Below are 21,513 nucleotides of genomic sequence, written 5' to 3' on the forward strand. Positions count from 1 at the left end.
CTATTAGTGATTTCCTTGAACCAGACTTCCCAATACTTTTTCGGGGCCAGAGCCAATACCATAACCCACTGCTACTTCTGAGCCCAATTCAAAGGCGACATACTTTAAAGGCAAATCAACTGCCAGTTGGGAAGGTTTTATGCCAAGCGCACACATTGTCAGACTTTCTGGTTGACGCAATCCGATCAAATCAAGCACATAACGTGGCGTTCGACCGCTAACCACAATGCCTTCAATTATCAAAACATGGCGATCAAACAAGGGTTCATTGATATCTTGTGTTATGCGAACTTCTCCAGAAGGAGTGCCCTTTGAATAACTGCTAAATCCTAAAAAGTGCAGCCGAGTTGGAATAGTCAGTTTTCTCACAAGATCGGCACAAAATAAACTGGCGCTATTAATCAGACAGATCACATCAAGGGTTTTACCTTCGTAATCGGCACTGATTTGTTTGGCCAGCTCATCAACTCGTTGCTGTATCTGCTCTGCGGGAATAAGTACGCTCATGCACTATACTCCCTGGTTTTGTAGCCATGAAGTTTCACAAGGCTATCTCTTTGAGCTGATTTATAATCCTCGGCCACCATTTCAGCGACTAATTCTTTAAAAGAAATTTTTGGAGACCATCCGAGTTTTTCTTTAGCTTTAGAGGAATCACCTAATAAAGTATCCACTTCGGTGGGTCTAAAATACCGAGAATCTACAGCTACAATACACTGGCCTTTTTCATCAAAACCGCGCTCATTTTCCCCAGCGCCAGACCAAGAGATTTTCATATCTAATTCAACTGCAGCAGCATTCACAAAATCGCGAACACTATATTGATGGCCAGTCGCTATAACAAAATCCTCTGGCTCATTTTGCTGCAACATTAACCACTGCATTTCCACATAGTCTCGCGCATGTCCCCAATCACGTTTGGCATCTAAATTTCCTAGATACAGACACTTTTTCATCCCTAATTTAATACGCGCCAATGCTCGAGTAATTTTACGGGTAACAAAGGTTTCCCCGCGAATAGGCGATTCATGGTTGAACAAAATACCATTGCACGCGTAAATTCCATAGGCTTCCCGATAATTCACAGTAATCCAATAAGCATATAATTTTGAGACCGCGTAAGGGCTGCGTGGATAAAAAGGGGTATGTTCCGTTTGCGGCATTTCCTGAACCAGGCCATACAATTCGGAGCTGGAGGCTTGATAAAAACGACAGGTTTTTTCAAGTCCTAAAATACGAATCGCCTCAAGAATACGTAATGCTCCGAGAGCATCAGAATTTGCTGTATATTCTGGCTCCTCAAAAGATACGGCTACGTGAGATTGTGCGGCCAGATTATATATTTCATCTGGTCTCACTTTTTGAATCACATGCATAAGACTCATGGAATCCGTCATATCTCCGAAATGGGAAAAAAAGCGGCAATTAGGATCACGTTCATCGGTAATTAAATGATCGATGCGACTGGTATTAAATGACGAACTTCGCCGTTTTAAACCATGAACGATATAACCTTTTTTGAGTAAAAGCTCTGCAAGATAAGCTCCATCTTGTCCAGTGATACCAGTAATAAGTGCTATTTTTGGTGACGCGTTCATACTTTCTTACTTCCTTAAACTAAAATGTGCTTTGCTGCTTCTAAAAGAGTTTCTGAAACATGCTGAATCTGTTCATCAGTAAGTTCCGGAAAAGTAGGCAGATTAAATCCTCGAGCCGATAACTCAGAAGATACCGGATTATTTCCACCTTCATAAATAGGCATAGCAGACAGTGGGTAAAAAAAGGTTCTTGTTTCCACTCCATGCGCCTTCAATTCCGCTAATAGTTTATCACGATCCTCGCGAGTACCAGAAGGTAATAACACAGAAGTTAGCCAATTGACTGGTCGTGTCCCCTCCAGGTACGGGTTCATTAAAAAACCATGGGGGAATAAGAAATGTTTGTAGGTGTCAAGAATACGCTGTCTCTCGGTCATAAAATAATGGGCTCGTTCCATCTGTGCCACGCCGACGGCAGCCTGCAGATTGGTCATCCGATAATTATATCCGACCTCAGTATGCCAATATCGCCGCTCTTTACTCATGCCATGATCGCGAAGCAGGCGAGCACGCTCAGCGATAGAATCGGAGTCTGTAGTAATACAACCGCCCTCGCCTGTGGTAATAATTTTGTTTCCATAAAAACTAAATGTGGCACAATCACCCAAACCGCCCACACGCCTGTTATGATATTCTGCACCGTGTGCTTCTGCCGCATCTTCAATTATTTTTAAATGATGCTCCTTGGCAATGGTCTGCAAAGCATTCATCTCGGATGGATGCCCATACAGATGAACCGGGATAATTGCTTTGGTTCTTGGAGTAATTGCACGACGAACTGCCTCTGGATCAATACACCAGTCACTGCGTCGAACATCAACTAATATCGGTTTGGCTCCGGCAAGTATCACCGCATTAGCCGTCGCTGCAAAAGTAAGATCGGGAATAATGACTTCATCACCAGCACCAATCCCAAGAGCCACAAGAGCAAGGTGAATGGCCACAGTGCCATTAGATGTAGAAATACAATGCTTCACCCCGCAATACTGAGCGAACTCTCTCTCAAAACGTTCAAGATATTGCCCCATGGATGAGACCCACCCGGAAGACACTGCTTCGGTAACAAATTGAATTTCTAGTTCAGAAATATTGGGTTTAGATATTGGTATCATTTTATTTTTACTAACCTTAATGTTCTTAAAAATTACGTCCATATGACCAAATGCATGGAATCAATTATGCCAACCAAGATTCAGGAGTATATGGCCAATTTAGTTTTTTGCAAACACTAGCCCATCTCATATTCATTTCAGGTAAGTACAACAGCGGCACCCATCCCATTTTAAGGTAGATGGCAATGGCAGGTAAACGATGATCGTGGGTTTCCAGATAAATACGCTTATACCCCGCTGAAATTAATCGTGCAGTCACCGCAGCAGCAACTGCTTGTCCTAATTTTCGACCTCTGTGTTTAGGATCTACAGCAAGCCAACCAAAATTACCTGCCTGGGCATGTTTCGCGGTTGGATGATGCGATGCGAAACATGCTGCTACGAGAGCACCGCTTTCCTGATGTTCAATGACAAAAAAACCATTAGGAAGCAAATGTTTTTCCCAATACTCCAACGGGGGTTTTTCCATATCAGCAGCAACAAACAAATCGAAATAATTTTGTCGATCTTTAGACTCAAATTGACGTAATAAGTAACCTTCAGGAATATGAACCGGTGGTGGCGCTGTCAGTTTGTCTTCAGGCCAAACCATTTCTAATAAATTGGGCGCGACAGGTCGTCCTTTAACTGCCCATACAACACGACGTGCTACTTTTTTAATAAATACATCTGGCCTCATATATTATCCCTGATTTTTGCTCTCTACATCACATACTGACTTCTTTCTTTTAACCTGCGTGCCAACTGGTTCGCTAGACATCGAAAAAGCACTCAACATCCCTGGTAACTCTGTCTTTTTTAAATAAGCATTTTGCAACCATTATCTGCTTTAATGGCTGTCTTTTGCAAGGCATTACTTGCTTATGCTATTACTGAATATTGCTGCCTGCACCATATCAACTTCTTTGTTTTCCCAAAGAAAATGCTTGGGACGAACCGCTTCAATATGCATTCCGGATCGTTTCATCAAGCGCAGCATCGGTTCATTGACAGACATGGTACCAGCGGTGAGCTTACGGATCCCTTGATTTTTTAACATCTCCGTCATTACCCCTATCCAGGCAATAGATGCAAATCCCCTGCCCCAAGCTTGTTTCTCCCCAATCATAACTGACATATCAGCAATCTGATTGTGAGGATCTATTGAAACACCAATGTTACCAATATGACCTAAATCGTCAATTAAGGTTTCTATGGCAAGAAAATGACCACTTCCCTGTTGCATGGAATTAAAATATTGCTCACAACTTGCCATCGTATGGCTATAATGGCGTTGTTCGGAAAACTGAACCACTTCAGGATCATTGAGCCAGGAAATATATCGAGAGGTCAGGTGCTGGCGTTGAAAAGGTACCACACGAATACCTTCAATATTTAAAACAGGAAACTGATTCACCAAAAACTATCCTTATCTAATTACTGGAATGCCAACCGAGCTTGGCATTTTATCATTTAATTTCAGATTTTGTTAATTATCCGCCTAGATGTTTTGAAACATAACTTTCCGAATAATCAGCCTTTCAGTGGACTCTAACTTCAGTAACTTATCTATTAGTTCAATCTCATTAATAATAATATTATTAATGCCTGTCTTAATTTCAAAATTAAAACTTTTGTACTTTAAAGTCACTGGAGCAGCGGTAGCAGGCTCTATTTCCAGATGAACAGACTTTATATTAGAAAGTTCAGTATAAAGAGCAAAATGAGTTGCATCAGTTAATATACCCAGAAGTTTATCCTTGTAGTTAAGGTAATTATAATGGTCAAAGCCCTGATAAAAATAAGGGAGATTTTCAGCGATGCTTGCATCTAAAATGGTCTTGGGCTCCAAAGTCAGACGAGTTCCTATTTTTCGAGCAGGGACACCGGCATAAATGCTGTAAGGTTCTGTCGTGCGAGTAACAATTGCTCCGGCACCAATCACACATCCTCTTCTAATACGAACCCCAGGCATCAAACAGACATTCATCCCCACCCAACAATCATCTTCTATATAACATTCGCCCATGAGTCCATCATACATTTGATCCTGTAGATTCATTAAAAGATGCGGCGATTTGTTAAAAACATGGACGCCAGATGAAGCATAGAAATTAGGAGCAATTATGACGTCTTCACCAATAGTAATCTCACCAGATAATCGCCCAAAATCCTGGATGCGAGAGCGTTTTCCAATTTTTATCCCGGATTTTTCAGGAGCAAGTCTGCAATTGTTATGAACACCAACCCCGTCTGCTAAACGCAGTTTACTGGTACCAATATCCAGTTTGACATAATCACCGAGGCAAATATTTTTTCCGTAGTAAAAATTATTTTTATCATGGCAATTAATAACTACCGTTTTACCACGCGCTAACTTAGGGAATCGTAAAGAATTAAACAGGTAATTTGAAAGCGTATTATAGCGAATGAAGCGGTAGCCCCTAAGCGTTCTAATGTAGCGAAGAATCTCACGAAGCTGTAAGACCTTGGCCGATTTAAGTATTTGTCTAACATATGAATCTGCAAGACTTGTCTGCATGATGACTTGAATGGTATCGATAAATTCTTTTTTGGACGGATAATGTTTATCTTTTAAAGAGAGTAATGAATCAAGGGCTGAATCAGACAAACCTGCACAGCGAAGTTCATCAAACGCACCTTGACCTAATCGATAACCTCGGGCTCGCTGAATAATCTTGAACACTCTATCATCCTCACTATTTAATGGTATCTTACAACCCAGTAGCCATCAGGCTAAGACCATTTAGGTCGTTGTCCTAATCAATATCCCCTGATTACTGTTTCCATAGCAACTGTCTGATGTCTGGCCTCTTTGCCATAAACAGCAGTACGTAACAGCTCTTGTGAATCTACTGGTTTATAATCCCATGACGCGACAATCTGTTCAGCCAGTTGCTTTGTTGCTTTATCATCCTTTAAAAGAACTTCAACTAATGAAATAAGTTCTGGAAGTGTATGAACTACCGGAAGATCGGGAGCAAAATCCAGTGTACCATTTTCTAAAAACCGAAGATGAGTTTCTCTTCGCGCTAATATGCCGGTCTCATCAGAAAAATTGGCAATAACTCCGCAACCCAAATAAGCTGCATCCAAACCAAGAGAAGTGGTATGAGACATAATTAAAACATCGGCTTGTACGAGATTCTGAATGTACTCCAATAACTGAGTCGAGATCAATCCACCTGAAAAAGCATATAAACCTGCGCATGCCTCTTCGGGCCATTGCAATTGAATTAGCTCCTCATTTCCATAGCGCTTAACGATTTCAGCCCGCTCGTCTGCCTCCATTGCATAGGGACGATACACCAGTTTCGTATTACCCAATAGTTTTTTTTGATTCGCGGCGATAAGGGCATCAATTGCTTGAAACTCACTTTCCCGAGGAAAATAAGCCCGTGAAACTCCTGCATAAAGAACCACTCTTTTTTTATCTTTATCAAATGAGCGATTTAATTCAGGATGATTTGCTCTTATTTTATCCACAGTCCGATACCACATGGAACCCAAGTGAACAATAGAAGAATCTTTGAGATGGTGGTAATTGCGAGCACACTGTTCTTCAAAACGACCTTGAACACACACCGCATCATAATCACACAGTAAATATCCATTAACCCATAATTGATCGGTTGTATAAGGAACCAGAACGGTACGAAACCCTAAATGACGAGCATACCAGGATAACATGCGATCCTGATCGCCCCAGGAAGAAGCTTGTACAAGAGTAATATGCTCATATTGCTGAATAAGCTGTTCAAACGATTGAGAACGAAATAGAGTTTTGCCTATTAACTTATCTAAAGCACGCCAGGCACCTCGCCATAAACCGATAATACTTGCGGCTTCTTTTATCAAACGCCTTAATAATGGATCCCTACTGTCCTGACCATCGTTACCAAACTGTTTTGAAACCATTGACCAATAATATTGTAATCCGCGCCGTCTGTATTTTCGATAGTAGGCAACAGTTCGTGTGAGTTCAGAAAGAGTATACAAGGTTCGTGCGGGTTGTCTTACAGGTTCCAATGGATTGATTTGATGAAAACCGACCCCGGCTGCACTGTATTCACTCTGAAAAGATTTATCTTCGGCAAAAGGAGTCGCAGCAACAATATCGGCATTGCCTTTAAGAGCCTGGAGTACATAATCATTCAGTAATACACGAGCGACACGGATATTGGGAACTGAAAGAATAATTAAGCGTTTATTCATTGTTTGATGATTAACCTCTCATAGCCAATAATGCTTTATCAGCAGGTACTTTTGCTAATAATACATCAGCCGCCTGTATGGGGCCTGCAGTTGGATAGATTTCAAATTGTAACATATCCCTGTAAGTACCTAATTTCGGTACGCTTGCAGCATGCAAGCACTCTTGCGTATTGCAAATACAAACATCACCAAGATTGCCTTCGAAAAAACTCAATGTAGAGGGATTAAGTAGCCGTTGCCGCATTGATTTGGTCAACTTTTCACGGTGGAAGTACCCTAATCGACGAATAATATTTTTGGATGTAGTTTTATCATGAAATCGAAGTGCTCCAGTCTCTCTCGTCACACCATCTGAAAGTAAAACAAAAACACGAAGCCCCATGACAGGACAATTATCATGATGGAAGGTATTGGAAAATTTATCATCTTTTTCAGTATCAATGTTCGGCACATGATGATTACGCCAGACTCTTACACTTTCCACTCGGAAAGCACATTTATAGTAAGAGGTAATAATGGCGCAAATCTCATCTCTTAAAAGCATTTCAAGCGCAGGAACATTTTTTAAAGGGTCAAGCAAAAATTGAGTGGCTCCATTAGGCGAACTAATGGATAGTTCAGGATTCTCCATTTTTTGTGCCACATCCTGTTGGAGCTTCAGAAGAGTCTCTCTATCAAAATAAGCTGGAAGTGTATAATATCCATCATGCTGTAATAACTGAGCAGAAAGTAAGGCGGATTGCTGCGCCGAAATTTGCTCGCCCTGCAATAAAAAATCATTCTGCAAACGCTTTAAATTTCTTTTTTCACCAAAATTATTCCGCAAGCCCGCACTATTGGCATACCAGAGTTTGATTGGCGTCGAAACAATACCCTGCCCATATACTCTCAATCGATTATATACTCCGCGAATAACTCTTAAAGGTGTTAAACGTTTTTTTTTCATTTGAGCCAAAGGTACCATAAGTCAACTCCTGCTAAGACTAATACGAAACGTGCGTTGTATTGTGCCAATAATAAAGTCTTTAACCAATAGAACATCCTTCCATCGAATGATGAGTTCGGAACTCGAAAGCCCCGCTATCTTGATAAACACAATAATCTGTACCATAGAGGTAACCAGCAAAGTAAACAATAATGCAACCGCCCCGCCTATAATTCCCCATTTGGGAACTAAAACTAAAGAGGCAAACACTTGCAAGATAAGAGGTACAATAGCCACTTTAGCTACCAAATCGGCGCGTCCAACCCCCTGAAAAAACATCATCAGCACGGAAGCGCAGGCTGCGACAATCAATCCGGGAAGAATAATATAAAAAGGAATAAGTACAGGTTCATAAGCAATTCCATATAAAATCAATACAGCAGGCCGCATCATTAGAGCAAAACATCCCCCCCCCAACACCAGGATAACCACTGCGATGCGAAAGGCTCGAGCAGCCTGTTCTGCGGCTTGTTGCTTCTCATTTTGTTTGGAAAGACTGGGCAATAAAAAAGTGCTCATGGCGTCAGTCACTTTATTGATGAGTTGCCCCAGTTGTTGTGCAATTGAGAAAAATGCAACCTGAGCGGGATGGCAGAATGCAATCACAATAGCTTGGCTCACGTAGACATTCAAATGAGAAATTAAACTCCCCACATATAATTTGCCGCCATATTGCAGAAGATCTCTCAATAAATTGGCATTAAACAAAGGACCTGTTCGTGGTACATAACCCAAGCGAAAGACACCAATACTCAAGGCACAAAGAAGTCCTATCGTAGAACCCACCACCACACCAAATAATCCAAGGTTAAAAATAACTAATGACGTGATAATAATCGCAGAGCTGACCAGAGCCCGGGTCACGACCATTATATTCAGAGAGCTGACATTTTCTTTATGAATATGAAGGTAAGTGTAATTAAGATATAAAAAATTGATGGGTATCTGCATCAACATGATGTAGATGAGCACACCAATATTCTGCGTATTAGCACCAAAAACAGCTTCTTTAAAAGCATCGAACCAAATTAAAATGGGTAATAAGATGAGAGCACTGGTACCCAATGCAATGGCATTGAGCGTGAAGATCACATCTCCCAATGCATACATACCCTTTCCCAGGTAAAAAACTGCCGCGGCGTCTGCCTTGATGCGGGCCAACAATTCAGCATAAGATGGAATTAAGGCAAGGATTATCCATACTCCAGCCAGATATGGCCCTAACATATGAGCAACAATAAGGCTTGTGACCATATTAGAACCGAACAACAATACTTCTCGAGTAAACACTGCAAGTGATCGTGATGAAAGACTCATCGAAAACCATTCCTTTTCATCTTATTTCTTCGAACGGGAAAGACTCTGACATACTATACTCTTTATCTATTTTTTTTGTAGCACTTTGCAAAAAAGTAAGAATGCCGGCAGTAATGTCAGAAAGGCTGTTTGCCTCATTTTTAGTACTATTAATACTGGGATTACTGAGTAGTCCACGAAGATGAGTATCAATTTCATTCCGCTGAGTAGCGCATAAAATATTATGTCTAACAGCTAAAGGAAGCCAATCTTTTTCCATTTCGCGAGGAAGAATTGATAATACGCTCACGCCAAGAGCATAGGCTTCAGATAATAGCATTGAACTCATTCCTACCACTAAATCAGCAGCATAAATTAGTTCAAGGGGATCTCCTCCTTGACTTACCAGGTTAAACTCATGGGTATAATCAGATAAATCACTTAAAGTTTCTTTAGGGTGACGACGCAAAACAAGATAAGGTTTTTTAACGCCCTGATCAATTAATCGTTCAAGACTATCTAAAAGCTCTTCAACAACGATTTCAGTGCGGCCAACCGCACTGCCCCGGCCTATTAAAGTATATTCATTTGAAAATTGATATTGCTCTGCATTTAACCCCGTTGATAACTCAGAGGCAAAAACGATAATCGTTTGATCTGCCCAAGCATCAGGAAATAATTTTTCCCGAATCACATCGCGACCTTGGCCATCCAGTCTCTTTTTCATTTTTATTAAATCATCGTAATGAGGATGACCTGCAACAAAAATGTTTTGTTTTAAAAATCCAAGAGACTCATATTCTTTAGCGGTATATTCATCTGGGACCATAAGCCAATCAGGAGCAAAAGCAAAGGGGTTATTAGTTCGTCCACGAAATCGATAGGCTGCATTGGCGTAAAAATCAACAACGCCTATAGAAACACATTGCATTGCCTTCGCTGCAGAAATAAGTGCAAACGCGGGTGAATCAAGATTTTCCGATGTACCTACCAGCAGCAATTCAGGAGATCTATCGTGCAGTAACTTCACTGCTTCTTCTCCATTGCTCACCGTCAGAGAAGAAATTCCTTTGTTTTGAAATAACTCTGTAGCCACCCCCGCGGATAATAACAAAACTGAATGACCTTGATGAGTTAGAGCAAAAACAAGTGGTGTAATATAATTAACGGCACCAGGATCTTCGGCAAATAGAACAACATTTAACATAAAGCATCCATATATTCGTTTATACCAATAATTTGTCTTTGTCGGTGAGACTCGAGAACTGCCTCTACAATAGTAGCTGTCCGCAAAGCAGACTCTCCAGGACTACAAAAAGCACTGCCGGTCTCAAGAGCGATAGCCAGATCATCATACATACGAAAGAGTGCATCTCCAACGGTGGAGGTCAGATAGGATGCTTTATCAAAAGGTAACTCGTATTCACCAGACATTCCTCGATTGGCTTCTCGTCCCCGATGAGCTAATGTAAGTCCTTCATTTAAAATGGCCAGATGACCATTCTCTCCCCAGACCTCAAGACCAACTTCTCGATAGTGAGTGAATAGGACAGGTTGTATTGGCACAACCAGGCCATTTGCCAGGTTCAACACAAAACCCAAATTGATATCACCTGCAATTGGGCTTCCATTAAAAGGAATATGTTTTCCCATAGGGGCTACTGACTCAACCTCCCCCAGTAACATTCTAATAAAATCAATTAGATGCACACCATTATTTAATAAGCCATTCCCATAAATACCGTGGGCAATTTGGACCTCTCCTATTAATTCGCGAAGAGTTCCTGCTTTTAGCTGTTGAAACTGAGAATCAGCACGTCGCCAAAAATTTACTTGAACATGGATATTTCGTCTGGAACAGCTCTCTAAAAACTCCATACTCTCTTTCAGGGAACGGCCAAGTGGCTTTTCCACCAAAACAGCCCGAAGATTAGGTAAAGCATCAATAATTCCCATTCTTGATTCAGGTGGCGTTGCCAGCACGGCAACTTCAATTTCAGAGACCCGATCGCCTAAGTCCTTTACCTGCGCAACTGCAGGAATATTCCAACCGTTTTGCGCATCATCCCGAGCCGCCTCTACAGGATCAACAACGGCCAACCATTCAAAATGAGGATTAGCGGCAAGAACTTGTGCGTGCGTTGCATAAGGATAATATTTTGCCATGACAGGATCATTGGCATAAGTACTGGACATTTTTCCAAAACCTATGACAACAGTGCGTAAAGGTTTTACATTCATCGTACAGCCTTCTCTACACAATGAGCATTAATTTCACGAAGTGCAGGGTCCTGTTTGAGCAAATTCAGAATCTCATGAATACCAAAAGAATCACCATATTGAGGTTCAAGTCGAGAGTATACAGCACGAATAAATTTCAGATCCTCTGGATAATCCAACTGTAATCGCAGATTCTCCGCTTTCCACATTTGAGGAGCAATTAAATGAATAATTTTATATTTATCCGGATTCTCGTAAAAATATAACGATACATGCTCGCGCACAGCAGCATCCCAAACCGTGGTAGCGACATCAGATAATGCCTTCAATTGAAACACCTGGACATCCGCCCCCTGAGGATAAGAGGCAACTCGAGCATTGGTGACTACATCACAATCATTAGCAAAATAAGTTTCTATACCCAAATCGATCACCGTTGAATCAAGTAAAGGGCAATCCCCTGTTACTTCAACAACAACATCTGAGCCCATCATCTGATGAGCCCCAACGACACGCGCAAGAACATCTTCTTCACTGCCGCGAAATACAGGAACATTATTGGTTTGTGCCCAAGCCACTAACTCATCATCTTTTGATGAGGTAGTTGTAGCTAGAACCACATCATCAAGAGCCTTACACTGTCGTAAACGGCGAATTAATCGGGTTAACGCAGGAACCCCGCCAATATCGGTCAATACTTTTCCAGGCAGTCTGGAGGAACCCATTCTTGCTTCTATACTGGCGACAACCTTAGGCATGTAAGGCTCCCTCTGAAACAGGAATGCTGTGTCGATAAGTGTGAACCTTACGTACTGCTTCTATAAGTAATTCAATATGTTGGTTATCTACTCGATAAGCGCAGGTTTCAAAACCTAACAACTCTCGCTCATGCATCCGTTCCGCTACAGGACAAAGCCCTTTATGATATTGGCGGTTAGTCAGATTAAAAGGCCACCCCTCTCGACCAAAGGCAATCCTTTTCTGAAATACTGGCAGCATGTATAAGGGAGTCACATAGCCGACAAAATGGGGGAATCCCTCCGCAGTCAGAGCAGCGCTAAAGTCTTTACGTGATACACCTAAACGCGCTTCATCCAATTTCGCAGCCCAGGTATAGTAGACGTGACGACACCCAGGTCTCACTGTGGGGACGGTGATCCCTTCCAGATCAGCCAAACCCTCTGACAAACATTCTGCAAGATGTTGGCGACGACCTACTTCCGCATCAATCTTCGCGAGTTGTGAAATACCTACCGCAGCCGACATTTCAGTCATTCGGTAATTAAAACCGATCATATTCACTGGATTCTGAATTGGTGCTGGTGCAACAATATTTTCCGCATGATTACGAATGGCTTGTAATCGTAATGCAAGTTCAGGATCTCTGGTGGTACACATTCCTCCCTCACCGGTATGAATGTGCTTATGGTAATTCAGACTAAAAACACCAATATCAGCTACTGTACCCGCATAGCGGCCATCTTCCATAGCTAATGGTCCTTGAGCATTATCTTCTATCAAACCTAAACCAAACTCTTTAGCAATAGCCGCCAACTGAGTTAAGGGAGCTGGATGACCGAATAAATTAACAGCAATGATGGCTTTTGTTTTAGGGGTAATAGCCGCTCGAACAGCATCAGGATCAAGACAAAAAGTATGGGGATCAATATCAGCAAAAACAGGAATTGCACCGTAAACAAGGGGTGCCATAGCTGTAGCGGACATAGTATAAGGAGGAACAATAACCTCATCTCCAGGAGAAATGCCTAAGGCCCCTACTGCAGCATATAAACCGGAAGTCGCTGAGTTCACGGAAACAACGTAAGGCACCTCAAAACGCTCAGCCCATAACCGTTCAAATTGTTTGACTTCCACTCCCCCAAGAAACTCTTCTCCCCAGCTTCCATAAAATCCAGAAAGTGAACCTCGTTCGAAAACACGTTTGACGGCTTCAAAATCGTCTTTATTAATGGTGCTATCAGCAGGTAAAGGTTGCTTTATTATTGGTCTTCCGCCGTTAATTGCCAATTGTGTCATGATATAAACCTTAGTTTAAATAGTTGCTCCATTGTAACCGTTCGCCCAATGGCGTCAACTTAAGGATGTAGCCTGGGTGAAGGTGAAGGCGCAGCCGTAACCCGAGATCGAAACCTGATTCAAGCCCGACCTCGGATTACGCTTGGCTCCATCCAGGCTACAATGTTCTCTTAAAGCTTGGCCGAGCAGTTACACTCAATTTAATGATAATTAACTGATAAGATCCCAGTGCATTCGCGTTCCACGCTTCACTGCTTTTGCAACGCGTTTACCTATCAATTGATTAATAAATTTGGGCGGTAAACCGTATCCAGGTCGAATGGCACGCAAATTACTAGGTGTTAATACATCACCGGCTTGCAAATCTTCACAAATATAAAGAGTACGTCTGAAAACCAGGGAACCTAATTCCTCATCAGTTGGACCAATTTGCAGCGTGCCTAATGCTTCCCAGGCCGTTTTTGTTTCAGTTACCATTTGTTTCAATTCTGCAGGTTCAAGAGAGAACGCTGAATCGACTCCGCCCTCAGCACGACTAAGCGTAACATGTTTTTCAATGACGGTAGCACCCAGTGCAACACTGGCAATCGCAGCTCCAATGCCTAAAGTATGATCGGAAAGTCCCACTTCACAATTAAATAAATTGCGCAAATGAGGAATGCTGGCCAGATTTGATGCAGCAGGGCTTGCTGGATAATTGCTGGTACATTTAAGTAAAACTAAATCGGTACAACCGGCTTCTCTTGCTGTACGAACGGCTTCATCAATTTCCGCCAAAGTCGCCATTCCAGTGGAAATAATTAACGGTTTTCCAGTGGCAGCAACTTTGCTGATTAAAGGCAGATCCGTATTCTCAAATGAAGCGATCTTGTAGGCTGGAACATCAAGGGACTCCAGAAAATCAACAGCAGTCGCATCAAATGGGGTGCTAAATGCTAATAATCCACGAGACTTTGCATGCTGAAAGATTGCTGCATGCCATTCCCAGGGAGTATGAGCTTGTTCATACAGCTGATACAAACTATTGCCTTTCCAGAGGCTCTTGGGATCTTCAATAAAAAATTCCCCTTCGGCCAAATTAAGGGTCATTGTTTCAGCAGTATAGGTCTGCAATTTCAGTGCATGCGCGCCACTATCAGCTATAGCATCAACTATTGCTAATGCTCGTTCCAAAGACTGGTTATGATTGCCTGACATCTCAGCAATAATAAAAGGCGCTGCTGCATTACCTACCGGTACGTTACCAATAGTAAAACCCATATGTATCCCCTTATCTGTCATGTCTCAATGATTCACTTTTGTTCTATAGCTAATGGCTCCAATTCAAAAGCCAAAGCCCCTACTCTTCGAGAGCGGGCGGATTTAAATTGTAGTTGGATAAACAATCGTTGGCTACGGCTATTTGAATCTCGTACCTCGGCGATTAATTTTATATTCAGGGCAATAGAATGCCAATATTGCAACGCACTCTTCAAGAGCTTGGTGGAAAGGCCAAGTCCGCGCAATGATTGATCGATGCTGATGCTGATCAATGCCTCTGCTTTCTCGCGGTTAATATCAAATCGAACCAGTCCTAAAGGCAAGCCATGCTCATCTTCGCCAATAAGGATTAACGAATCCGGATCGCTTAGTTTTTTAGCAAACCACCGAGCATGCTCCTCTGCACTAATCAGTTGTTGATTAAAACTTTGCATCCGCGCTTCAGGATCATTAGCCCATCTCAATAATAATAATTCATCAGCCGGAGTAATGCGCCGTATCTTGATGGTTGATATTAATTTCCCAAATAGAATGCATGCTACCCTTTTAGCACCTAATCCATCCACTAAATTACTGGCTTTTTGAGTTAAGCCAAGTACAGTATCAGGCTCTTTGATTAAGTGCAAAATAGCCTGGTGCCATTCGGCTAATGAAGCATTGATTCCCTCACTCAGCGATTTTTGATATCCATCCTCAGTAAGCGAGACAGTCGGCGCATCCTGATTCTCAGCAATACTGATCACAAGAGAAGGTAATCCAATACACATACGCTCCCAGGTGGTTGCCCCCCCGGCACCAATTACCAAATCAGCTCGCGCGGAAAGTCCCGCCAAGGTAGGTAAATTTTGATACAGTGCTGTTCCTTGTCTCTGCGCCACCAGTTTTTTTATCTCACCATGATTGGGGTAATTTGCACCTATCACGACATCAACAGCCAAGTGTGAAAAATCAGAATGACTTAAAACCTTTAGTACCTTTCCAGTCTGTTCAGTCGAGTCGCTGGCACCAAAAAATACAAGCACTCGCCGTACCTGACCATTACGTGGCGGCAAGATGGCACGCAATTGCGGGTATTCAGGTTGAATCAATGCGTGATCAGGGCCCAACAAACATTTGCAAGGTTCAGATAAAAGATGTTGATAACGCGAAAAAGTCTTATCCCCAAAATAGTTTTGATCCAATAAGACATCGCAATCATGGTAACGGTTAGCCAGATCGTCAATGACCAGGATCTTTTCTACTAGCGGTCTTACCGCTTTTTCCCAAGTCACATCCAATCCGTAATGATCAACAATCATCCAGTCATATCGTTGATTATCAAGAGCTCTGAGTGTTTGAGCAGCATCTTGTTCTTGGGTTACCCCTAACCATGCGGCATAATCATTAGGATTGGAAATAGTCGGTGCTTGAGGAGCTGGAAAACGGCAAAGCGAAAAAGAGGCTTTTTCAATTCTCTCAATTAAATGTCCCGGATGTTCTCGGCTTAAAAAAAGCACGTCTGCACCGCGACCACGCAATTCATTAGCCAGCGTTAAACAGCGCATCAAATGGCCGCTGCCTATTAACGAACTACTGTCTACCCGAAAAGCAACTTTCATTAATTTAACCGCTTGAATCCAGCATGACATACTGGACCCTGTAATAGACTCATCACATCACGCCCTGCTTCGCATTCAGCAATTAACGCAAATATGGGTTCAAGTTCGTTAAAGTAGCCATCAACAATTTCAGGTGTATGAGCAATACTTGAGTAAATACAATTGCTTGCCAAATACCCCTTGGCGAGCATTTCCTGAGTTATCAGAGTTTTATAAGCCAAACTGTTTGCACTCGCAATGGTAAAGCCTGCCAGTGAAGGTAATCCCCAAAGATCCAGTTTCAAATGATACTTTTGCGCCAACTCCCGCCACCGTTTTTTAATTTGATTTCCGGTATGAGTAATAATGTCCCAGGATTGCATTTTTTCCATGACTTCGAGGGTTTTTAATCCAGCAGTAGGTCCAATACGTTCAGTCCAGAACGTACTGCTAATAAAGCTCGTTTGTGCCGCTTCCATTATTGCACGACGTCCAATGGTTGCTGTAATGCCATAGCCATTACCCAGAGCTTTACCAAACATAGCCATATCGGGCTCAACCCCATACAATTTATGCAGCCCGCCAAAGCTTTGGCGAAACCCAGAAGTACACTCATCAAAAATAAGCACAATACCTTTATCAGTCGCAAGCTGACGTACATTTTCTAAAAAGCCAGGCTCAGGTCCCTGATTGCGGGAAACTTCCATCTTGATGACGCCAATATCATGCATATTGACCAAGTCTTGTAATTCATCAAAGCGATTATAATTGAATGGATATACGGTGTCTCGTAAATTGGCCGGAACCCCATTGGGCTCAAGACCGGGCAATAAATGACCACCAAGAGATTTCTCATCGCCTAAATTAGCAGCCAGGTACCAATCATGCCAACCATGATAGCCACAGAATGCAACTTTATCCTTACCACTGGCAGCGCGGGCAATACGAATTGCGATCGCATTGGCTTCTCCGCCAGAACGAGCAAATCGCACCATATCAGCCCATGGATGTAATTCTACAAGACGCTCAGCAAGATATACTTCCTCAGGACAGTTCAAGGTACTCATATTACTGGCATCAACAACTGCATGGATGGCCGCATCTACTTCAGGATGACAATAGCCAAGAATATTCGTCCCAATCCCCATAATCGACATATCAATAAATTCATTCCCATCAAGATCCCACACCTTGCATCCTTTGGCTTTGCTGTAATAAGCAGGCCATAGATCAGGCAAAAACATCTCGGCACGTTTTGACAATAGCATGCTACCACCAGGAATCACTTGCTTGGCGCGTTTCCAAAGTTTTTGTCCAGTGCCCATTTTTGCTCCTTCATTTCGTATCAAATGTTGATTTGCCGCAAATAATTCAGGTTCTTTCTCACTCAGACTAAGGATCTCAATCCAGGAAAAATCACGGCGTGGATGAAAATATTCATAGATTTTCTGAACAACAATAAAATCATCAATCTCGTCAACCGTCCAGCGCTGGTTGGAATAATCGGTATCATTTGTGTAGTTCAGTTGAGAAAACTCAGCAGATTCTCGAATAAAAGGCGTTACGTGTTCACGATGCATTGGCTGTTTCGCCTCTAGCTGCGCCCTGCTTAAAGCAGCAAAACTAAATACTTCAATATCCAATCCGTCCGGGAAAGAAGGTGGTGCTACGTTACTGACATAGTCTACTTTATTGTCTAAAAATTTGGCGATGACTGAATCAACCAATCCCGGATCAAGTAAAGGACAATCTCCAGTGATGCGCACTATGACGTCTGCTTTAGCTTGTTTTGCCGCTTGATAATATCTATCAAGTACATCATTCTCACTGCCTTGATAAACCGAGTAGCCAAGTTGTTGGACGTACTCGGTTAAATTTGCATTGCGAGGATCCGTTGATGTGGTCAGAATAATTTCATCCACTTTTGTCGCTTGAGCTAAGCGTTGCATCAATAAACCGATTAAAGGTGTGCCGCAAATAGGACGCATGACTTTATTAGGTAACCTGGTGGATCCCATACGCGCTTGAACCATAGCAACTATTTTCATAACATCATACCCATCAATGTAAGATCTTCTGGCTGTCCATTAATTAAAAAATGTTCCGGACGTTTTCCTTCGATTACAAAACCTGCTTTTATAAATGCCCGCTCACTCGCTTTATTACTTTCATAACAGCCGGCAGTTAATTTACGCAGCTTCAATTCGTCACGGGCAATTTGAGCAAGTAGGCTAATCGCCTGCGTTGCGACTCCCTTCCCGTGTGCTTTTTTTTCTCCAATCATAATCCCTACTTCGCCAAGACCATGCCGTTGGTTTATTTCAAGTTTAATATTTCCAATATGCTTATTCTCCAATAAAGGAAAACGAATGCCTAGCAACAAAGTATTGTCATTAGCCATACAATTTTTTACAAATTGGCGAGTGCTCTCCAGGCTATGAATCTCAAATCGGCTTTCAAGATAACGATTCACTTCTGGATCATTAAGCCAATCGATATAAGAAGGCGCCACATCATTTTCAGTAAGAACAAACAGCTGGATTAATTCATTAGACCAAGTTGATGCGCGCATTAATAATTCATCCTAATCGAAATATCTTCGTTATTTAAATGAGCGCGAAGCTGCATCGGATTTTGATCGCGAAAACTAAAGAACGTCCCCGCCGCAATCGCCTCAGCTCCCCCCAACTTAAAACCCTCAACGAAATGATCGACCAAACCACAGCCACCCGATAAAATTACAGGAACAGACACTGCTTTAGCCACCGCGCTTCCCACTTCGTAATTAAGCCCTGAACCCAGGCCATCTTTATCCATGTCAGTCAAAAGAATTTCACCCGCGCCCGCTTGAACAACCTGTTGTGCCCATTCGACAACGTCCAATTGACTCAGTTTTTTATCTTGCCCATTAAAAACCACCGCACGTCCCGTAGCATCTGTTCGAAAATCAATGGACACCACCACGCATTGTGCGCCAAATCGACTGGCTGCTTCGCTAATAAAACCAGGTTGTGATAAAGCGATGGAGTTAATGCAGACCTTATCTGCGCCATGAGCCAATAAGGAAGAAAAATCAGACAGACTGCGTACCCCACCGCCAACAGCTAAAGGCATAAATGTCTCGCAGGCCAATCGCTCCACAAGAGCAAGCATCGTTGCATCGGAACCTATTTCCGTGCCATTAATATTCAAAACCATCAATTCATCAGCCAATTGAGCTTCGTATATTTTTGCTTGCGATACGGCATCACCTACATCATATATCTCAGTATACTGTCTTGTGTTAACCAGAACAGGACGCGTGACCGGGCCAATTTTTCGATACTTAATCAATAATTTCGGAATTAATCTTTTTTTTAGATAAGTTAAAGTCATCGCGCAAGAAAACCTCTTAGAAATCGCAACCCTGCTTCCTGACTTTTTTCAGGATGAAATTGCGTGGCTATAATATTGCCTTGTTCAATGATCGCACTAAATCGTTCGCCATGAGTACAAAAGCCTAAAACGGCTCCTTTGCTTGGATTTTGATAAGCAAAAGAATGATCGAAGTAAAAATCTGTTTCATCTCCAGCAGCAAACTCACCAAAATCGTTTTCAAACGCCACAATATTCCAACCCACATGAGGAACTCGAATACCTGGACTTGCTAAAATTCTCTTAACCGTGCCACCAAACCAACCCAATCCTTGGGACTCTTCAGATTCTTCACTGCTGTCGCTAAGCAATTGCATGCCAACACAGATGCCTAATAAGGGGCGGCCCTCTTCTAAAGCCCATCGCTCAAGGGCAGGAATGAGCCCACTGGAGCGCAGGTGTTCAGCGCAAAATCCAAACGCCCCCACACCAGGTAAAACAAGGTGGGTGCAGTCTTGTATTTGGTGTTCAGCAACAACCCGAATTACCCGTGCACCAATATGGATAAATGCATTCTCAATAGATTGGATATTACCGGCTTGATAATCGATAATACCAACGACTGCATTGCGGACAGAGTCTATTTTCATGCGATTACATCTCTAACCTTGGAAGCACGCCAACGTGCAATGACCTCTTCGGCATCGACTCGAACCATTGAACCGTCACGACTCCATACATCAAAATCAGGAGTCTTTTCCCCAGGCTTTGTTTTTTGCAGATCATGGACGTAAGGACTGACTTGATGACTCATAGCGATATCAATGAACTCTTTTTCAGTCAACCCAATAAAATCAAGGAACAAATCCAGACTTGGCGGTCTTTTCCCTTCATATGCGTCGATAAGTTTTTGCCCTTCTTCTTTGGTCAAACGACCATTACGAATATCAATAGCAACTAAATGCGAGGGACGTGAGTATCCTCGTTTAATATACTTGATATAATCTCGCACCCCTTGCATGTAACATTCAATTTTTTCATATTGGTATTGTGGAGGCACATTCTCAACGGGAGCCCCTTTCCAACCTAATTCGCGTTGAATTATTTCCGATTGTCTTTTTACGTCCCAGGAAGTATAAGAGCCTAAGCAAACCGAACGATAATTAAGAGCGCGTAATTCTTTCAGCGGTGGATAAGAATAAGGTTTCAAATCGCGTGGATCAACATCACCGCCAAGCCGAATAAACATATCATCAGCACTGATTCCAAGATTAACATAACGATTAAATCGTTTTTCATCAACTTCTTCGACCTGATCATAACTGAAATATGCAGTATATTCTGATGAACGCTCGCCCCAGAATATCAAAGGGACTTTTTTCTCAAGTGCAACCCACATTGGATAAGAAAAAATACCGGTATGGCAATGCCAGCAAAAGTCGCCCTTTTCAAGGAAACTTTGCAGCATGAGTTTCTGGACTACTTTCCAGTTAGGTGTAAAAGTCATTATATCCACACCCAATTCCCGAACGGTACGTTTTACGTTCTCTTCAAGATTAGGTCTCATGAACCCGTGATCAAATCGTACGACCAAAGGTTTGATGCCGTACTCTTTTACGAGATAATACAAAGTCCAAGTACTGTCCTTTCCACCGCTGAAAGGAACAATACAATCATAATCATATTTTCCACGATGTTCTTCTATGAGTACATCAAGCGCTTTCTTGTTGGCCGCCCAATCAATCTGCTCCCGTTTGAATTCCTGTTGGCGACAAATGTTACATACGCCCTCATTATCAAAAGATATGGTTTCATGGGTTTCTGGCAGTCCGCAGTGGGAACATCGTTTCATTTTATTT

The 21,513-nt window shown here is 42.3% G+C and carries 20 protein-coding genes; all 20 read right to left on the reverse strand.

Features of this window, described 5'->3' with window-relative positions:
- Positions 1-3: 3 nt before the first annotated feature.
- Entirely contained in the window at positions 4-507 is a 504-nt protein-coding gene (locus LOX96_RS05595; protein WP_250421062.1) for a phosphoribosyltransferase, read from the reverse strand.
- Positions 504-1,598: a GDP-mannose 4,6-dehydratase gene (gmd, locus tag LOX96_RS05600; protein WP_250421063.1), complete on the reverse strand. Its 1,095-nt coding sequence runs from the start codon at positions 1,596-1,598 to the stop codon at positions 504-506. The genes LOX96_RS05595 and gmd overlap by 4 nt, the downstream gene beginning before the upstream one ends.
- 14 nt (positions 1,599-1,612) lie before the next feature.
- On the reverse strand, positions 1,613-2,710 hold the full coding sequence (locus LOX96_RS05605; protein ID WP_250421064.1) for a DegT/DnrJ/EryC1/StrS family aminotransferase: 1,098 nt from the start codon (positions 2,708-2,710) through the stop codon (positions 1,613-1,615).
- Between the two features lie 64 nt (positions 2,711-2,774).
- Entirely contained in the window at positions 2,775-3,389 is a 615-nt protein-coding gene (locus LOX96_RS05610; RefSeq protein ID WP_250421065.1) for a GNAT family N-acetyltransferase, read from the reverse strand.
- 174 nt (positions 3,390-3,563) lie between these two features.
- Entirely contained in the window at positions 3,564-4,106 is a 543-nt protein-coding gene (locus LOX96_RS05615) for a GNAT family N-acetyltransferase (RefSeq protein WP_250421066.1), read from the reverse strand.
- An 84-nt stretch (positions 4,107-4,190) separates the two neighbouring features.
- A complete protein-coding gene (locus tag LOX96_RS17620) occupies positions 4,191-5,396 on the reverse strand; it encodes an acyltransferase (protein ID WP_250421067.1) in 1,206 nt (401 codons plus the stop codon).
- Positions 5,397-5,473: 77 nt separating this feature from the next.
- Entirely contained in the window at positions 5,474-6,925 is a 1,452-nt protein-coding gene (locus LOX96_RS05625; protein WP_250421068.1) for a hypothetical protein, read from the reverse strand.
- A gap of 10 nt (positions 6,926-6,935) precedes the next feature.
- The gene (locus LOX96_RS05630; RefSeq protein WP_250421069.1) at positions 6,936-7,889 is read right to left on the reverse strand and encodes a hypothetical protein; all 954 of its coding nucleotides are present in this window, start codon (positions 7,887-7,889) and stop codon (positions 6,936-6,938) included.
- Positions 7,890-7,892: 3 nt separating this feature from the next.
- On the reverse strand, positions 7,893-9,227 hold the full coding sequence (locus LOX96_RS05635) for an MATE family efflux transporter (RefSeq protein WP_250421070.1): 1,335 nt from the start codon (positions 9,225-9,227) through the stop codon (positions 7,893-7,895).
- Positions 9,228-9,243: 16 nt separating this feature from the next.
- Positions 9,244-10,413, reverse strand: coding sequence for a glycosyltransferase family protein (locus LOX96_RS05640; RefSeq protein WP_250421071.1), 1,170 nt, complete (start codon positions 10,411-10,413; stop codon positions 9,244-9,246).
- A complete protein-coding gene (locus tag LOX96_RS05645; protein ID WP_250421072.1) occupies positions 10,407-11,447 on the reverse strand; it encodes a Gfo/Idh/MocA family protein in 1,041 nt (346 codons plus the stop codon). Before LOX96_RS05645 ends, LOX96_RS05640 begins: the two co-directional genes overlap by 7 nt.
- Complete coding sequence (locus tag LOX96_RS05650) at positions 11,444-12,184, reverse strand: cytidylyltransferase domain-containing protein (RefSeq protein WP_250421073.1); 741 nt, start codon at positions 12,182-12,184, stop codon at positions 11,444-11,446. The genes LOX96_RS05645 and LOX96_RS05650 overlap by 4 nt, the downstream gene beginning before the upstream one ends.
- A complete protein-coding gene (locus LOX96_RS05655; protein WP_250421074.1) occupies positions 12,177-13,463 on the reverse strand; it encodes a DegT/DnrJ/EryC1/StrS family aminotransferase in 1,287 nt (428 codons plus the stop codon). The genes LOX96_RS05650 and LOX96_RS05655 overlap by 8 nt, the downstream gene beginning before the upstream one ends.
- Positions 13,464-13,673: 210 nt before the next feature.
- On the reverse strand, positions 13,674-14,723 hold the full coding sequence (gene pseI / locus LOX96_RS05660; protein WP_250421075.1) for a pseudaminic acid synthase: 1,050 nt from the start codon (positions 14,721-14,723) through the stop codon (positions 13,674-13,676).
- A 32-nt stretch (positions 14,724-14,755) separates the two neighbouring features.
- The gene (gene pseG, locus LOX96_RS05665) at positions 14,756-16,351 is read right to left on the reverse strand and encodes a UDP-2,4-diacetamido-2,4,6-trideoxy-beta-L-altropyranose hydrolase (RefSeq protein ID WP_250421076.1); all 1,596 of its coding nucleotides are present in this window, start codon (positions 16,349-16,351) and stop codon (positions 14,756-14,758) included.
- Complete coding sequence (locus LOX96_RS05670) at positions 16,321-18,348, reverse strand: aminotransferase class III-fold pyridoxal phosphate-dependent enzyme (RefSeq protein ID WP_250421077.1); 2,028 nt, start codon at positions 18,346-18,348, stop codon at positions 16,321-16,323. Before LOX96_RS05670 ends, pseG begins: the two co-directional genes overlap by 31 nt.
- A complete protein-coding gene (locus tag LOX96_RS05675) occupies positions 18,345-18,872 on the reverse strand; it encodes a GNAT family N-acetyltransferase (protein WP_250421078.1) in 528 nt (175 codons plus the stop codon). The genes LOX96_RS05670 and LOX96_RS05675 overlap by 4 nt, the downstream gene beginning before the upstream one ends.
- Positions 18,872-19,675 carry an imidazole glycerol phosphate synthase subunit HisF gene (gene hisF / locus LOX96_RS05680; RefSeq protein ID WP_250421079.1) on the reverse strand — a complete coding sequence of 268 codons (804 nt, stop codon included), beginning with the start codon at positions 19,673-19,675 and terminating at the stop codon, positions 18,872-18,874. Before hisF ends, LOX96_RS05675 begins: the two co-directional genes overlap by 1 nt.
- Positions 19,672-20,304: an imidazole glycerol phosphate synthase subunit HisH gene (gene hisH, locus LOX96_RS05685; protein WP_250421080.1), complete on the reverse strand. Its 633-nt coding sequence runs from the start codon at positions 20,302-20,304 to the stop codon at positions 19,672-19,674. The genes hisF and hisH overlap by 4 nt, the downstream gene beginning before the upstream one ends.
- Positions 20,301-21,506: an N-acetyl sugar amidotransferase gene (locus LOX96_RS05690; RefSeq protein WP_250421081.1), complete on the reverse strand. Its 1,206-nt coding sequence runs from the start codon at positions 21,504-21,506 to the stop codon at positions 20,301-20,303. Before LOX96_RS05690 ends, hisH begins: the two co-directional genes overlap by 4 nt.
- Positions 21,507-21,513 lie beyond the last annotated feature (7 nt).

The sequence above is a fragment of the Legionella maioricensis genome (assembly GCF_023618015.1).
Taxonomy (GTDB): Bacteria; Pseudomonadota; Gammaproteobacteria; order Legionellales; family Legionellaceae; genus Legionella; species Legionella maioricensis.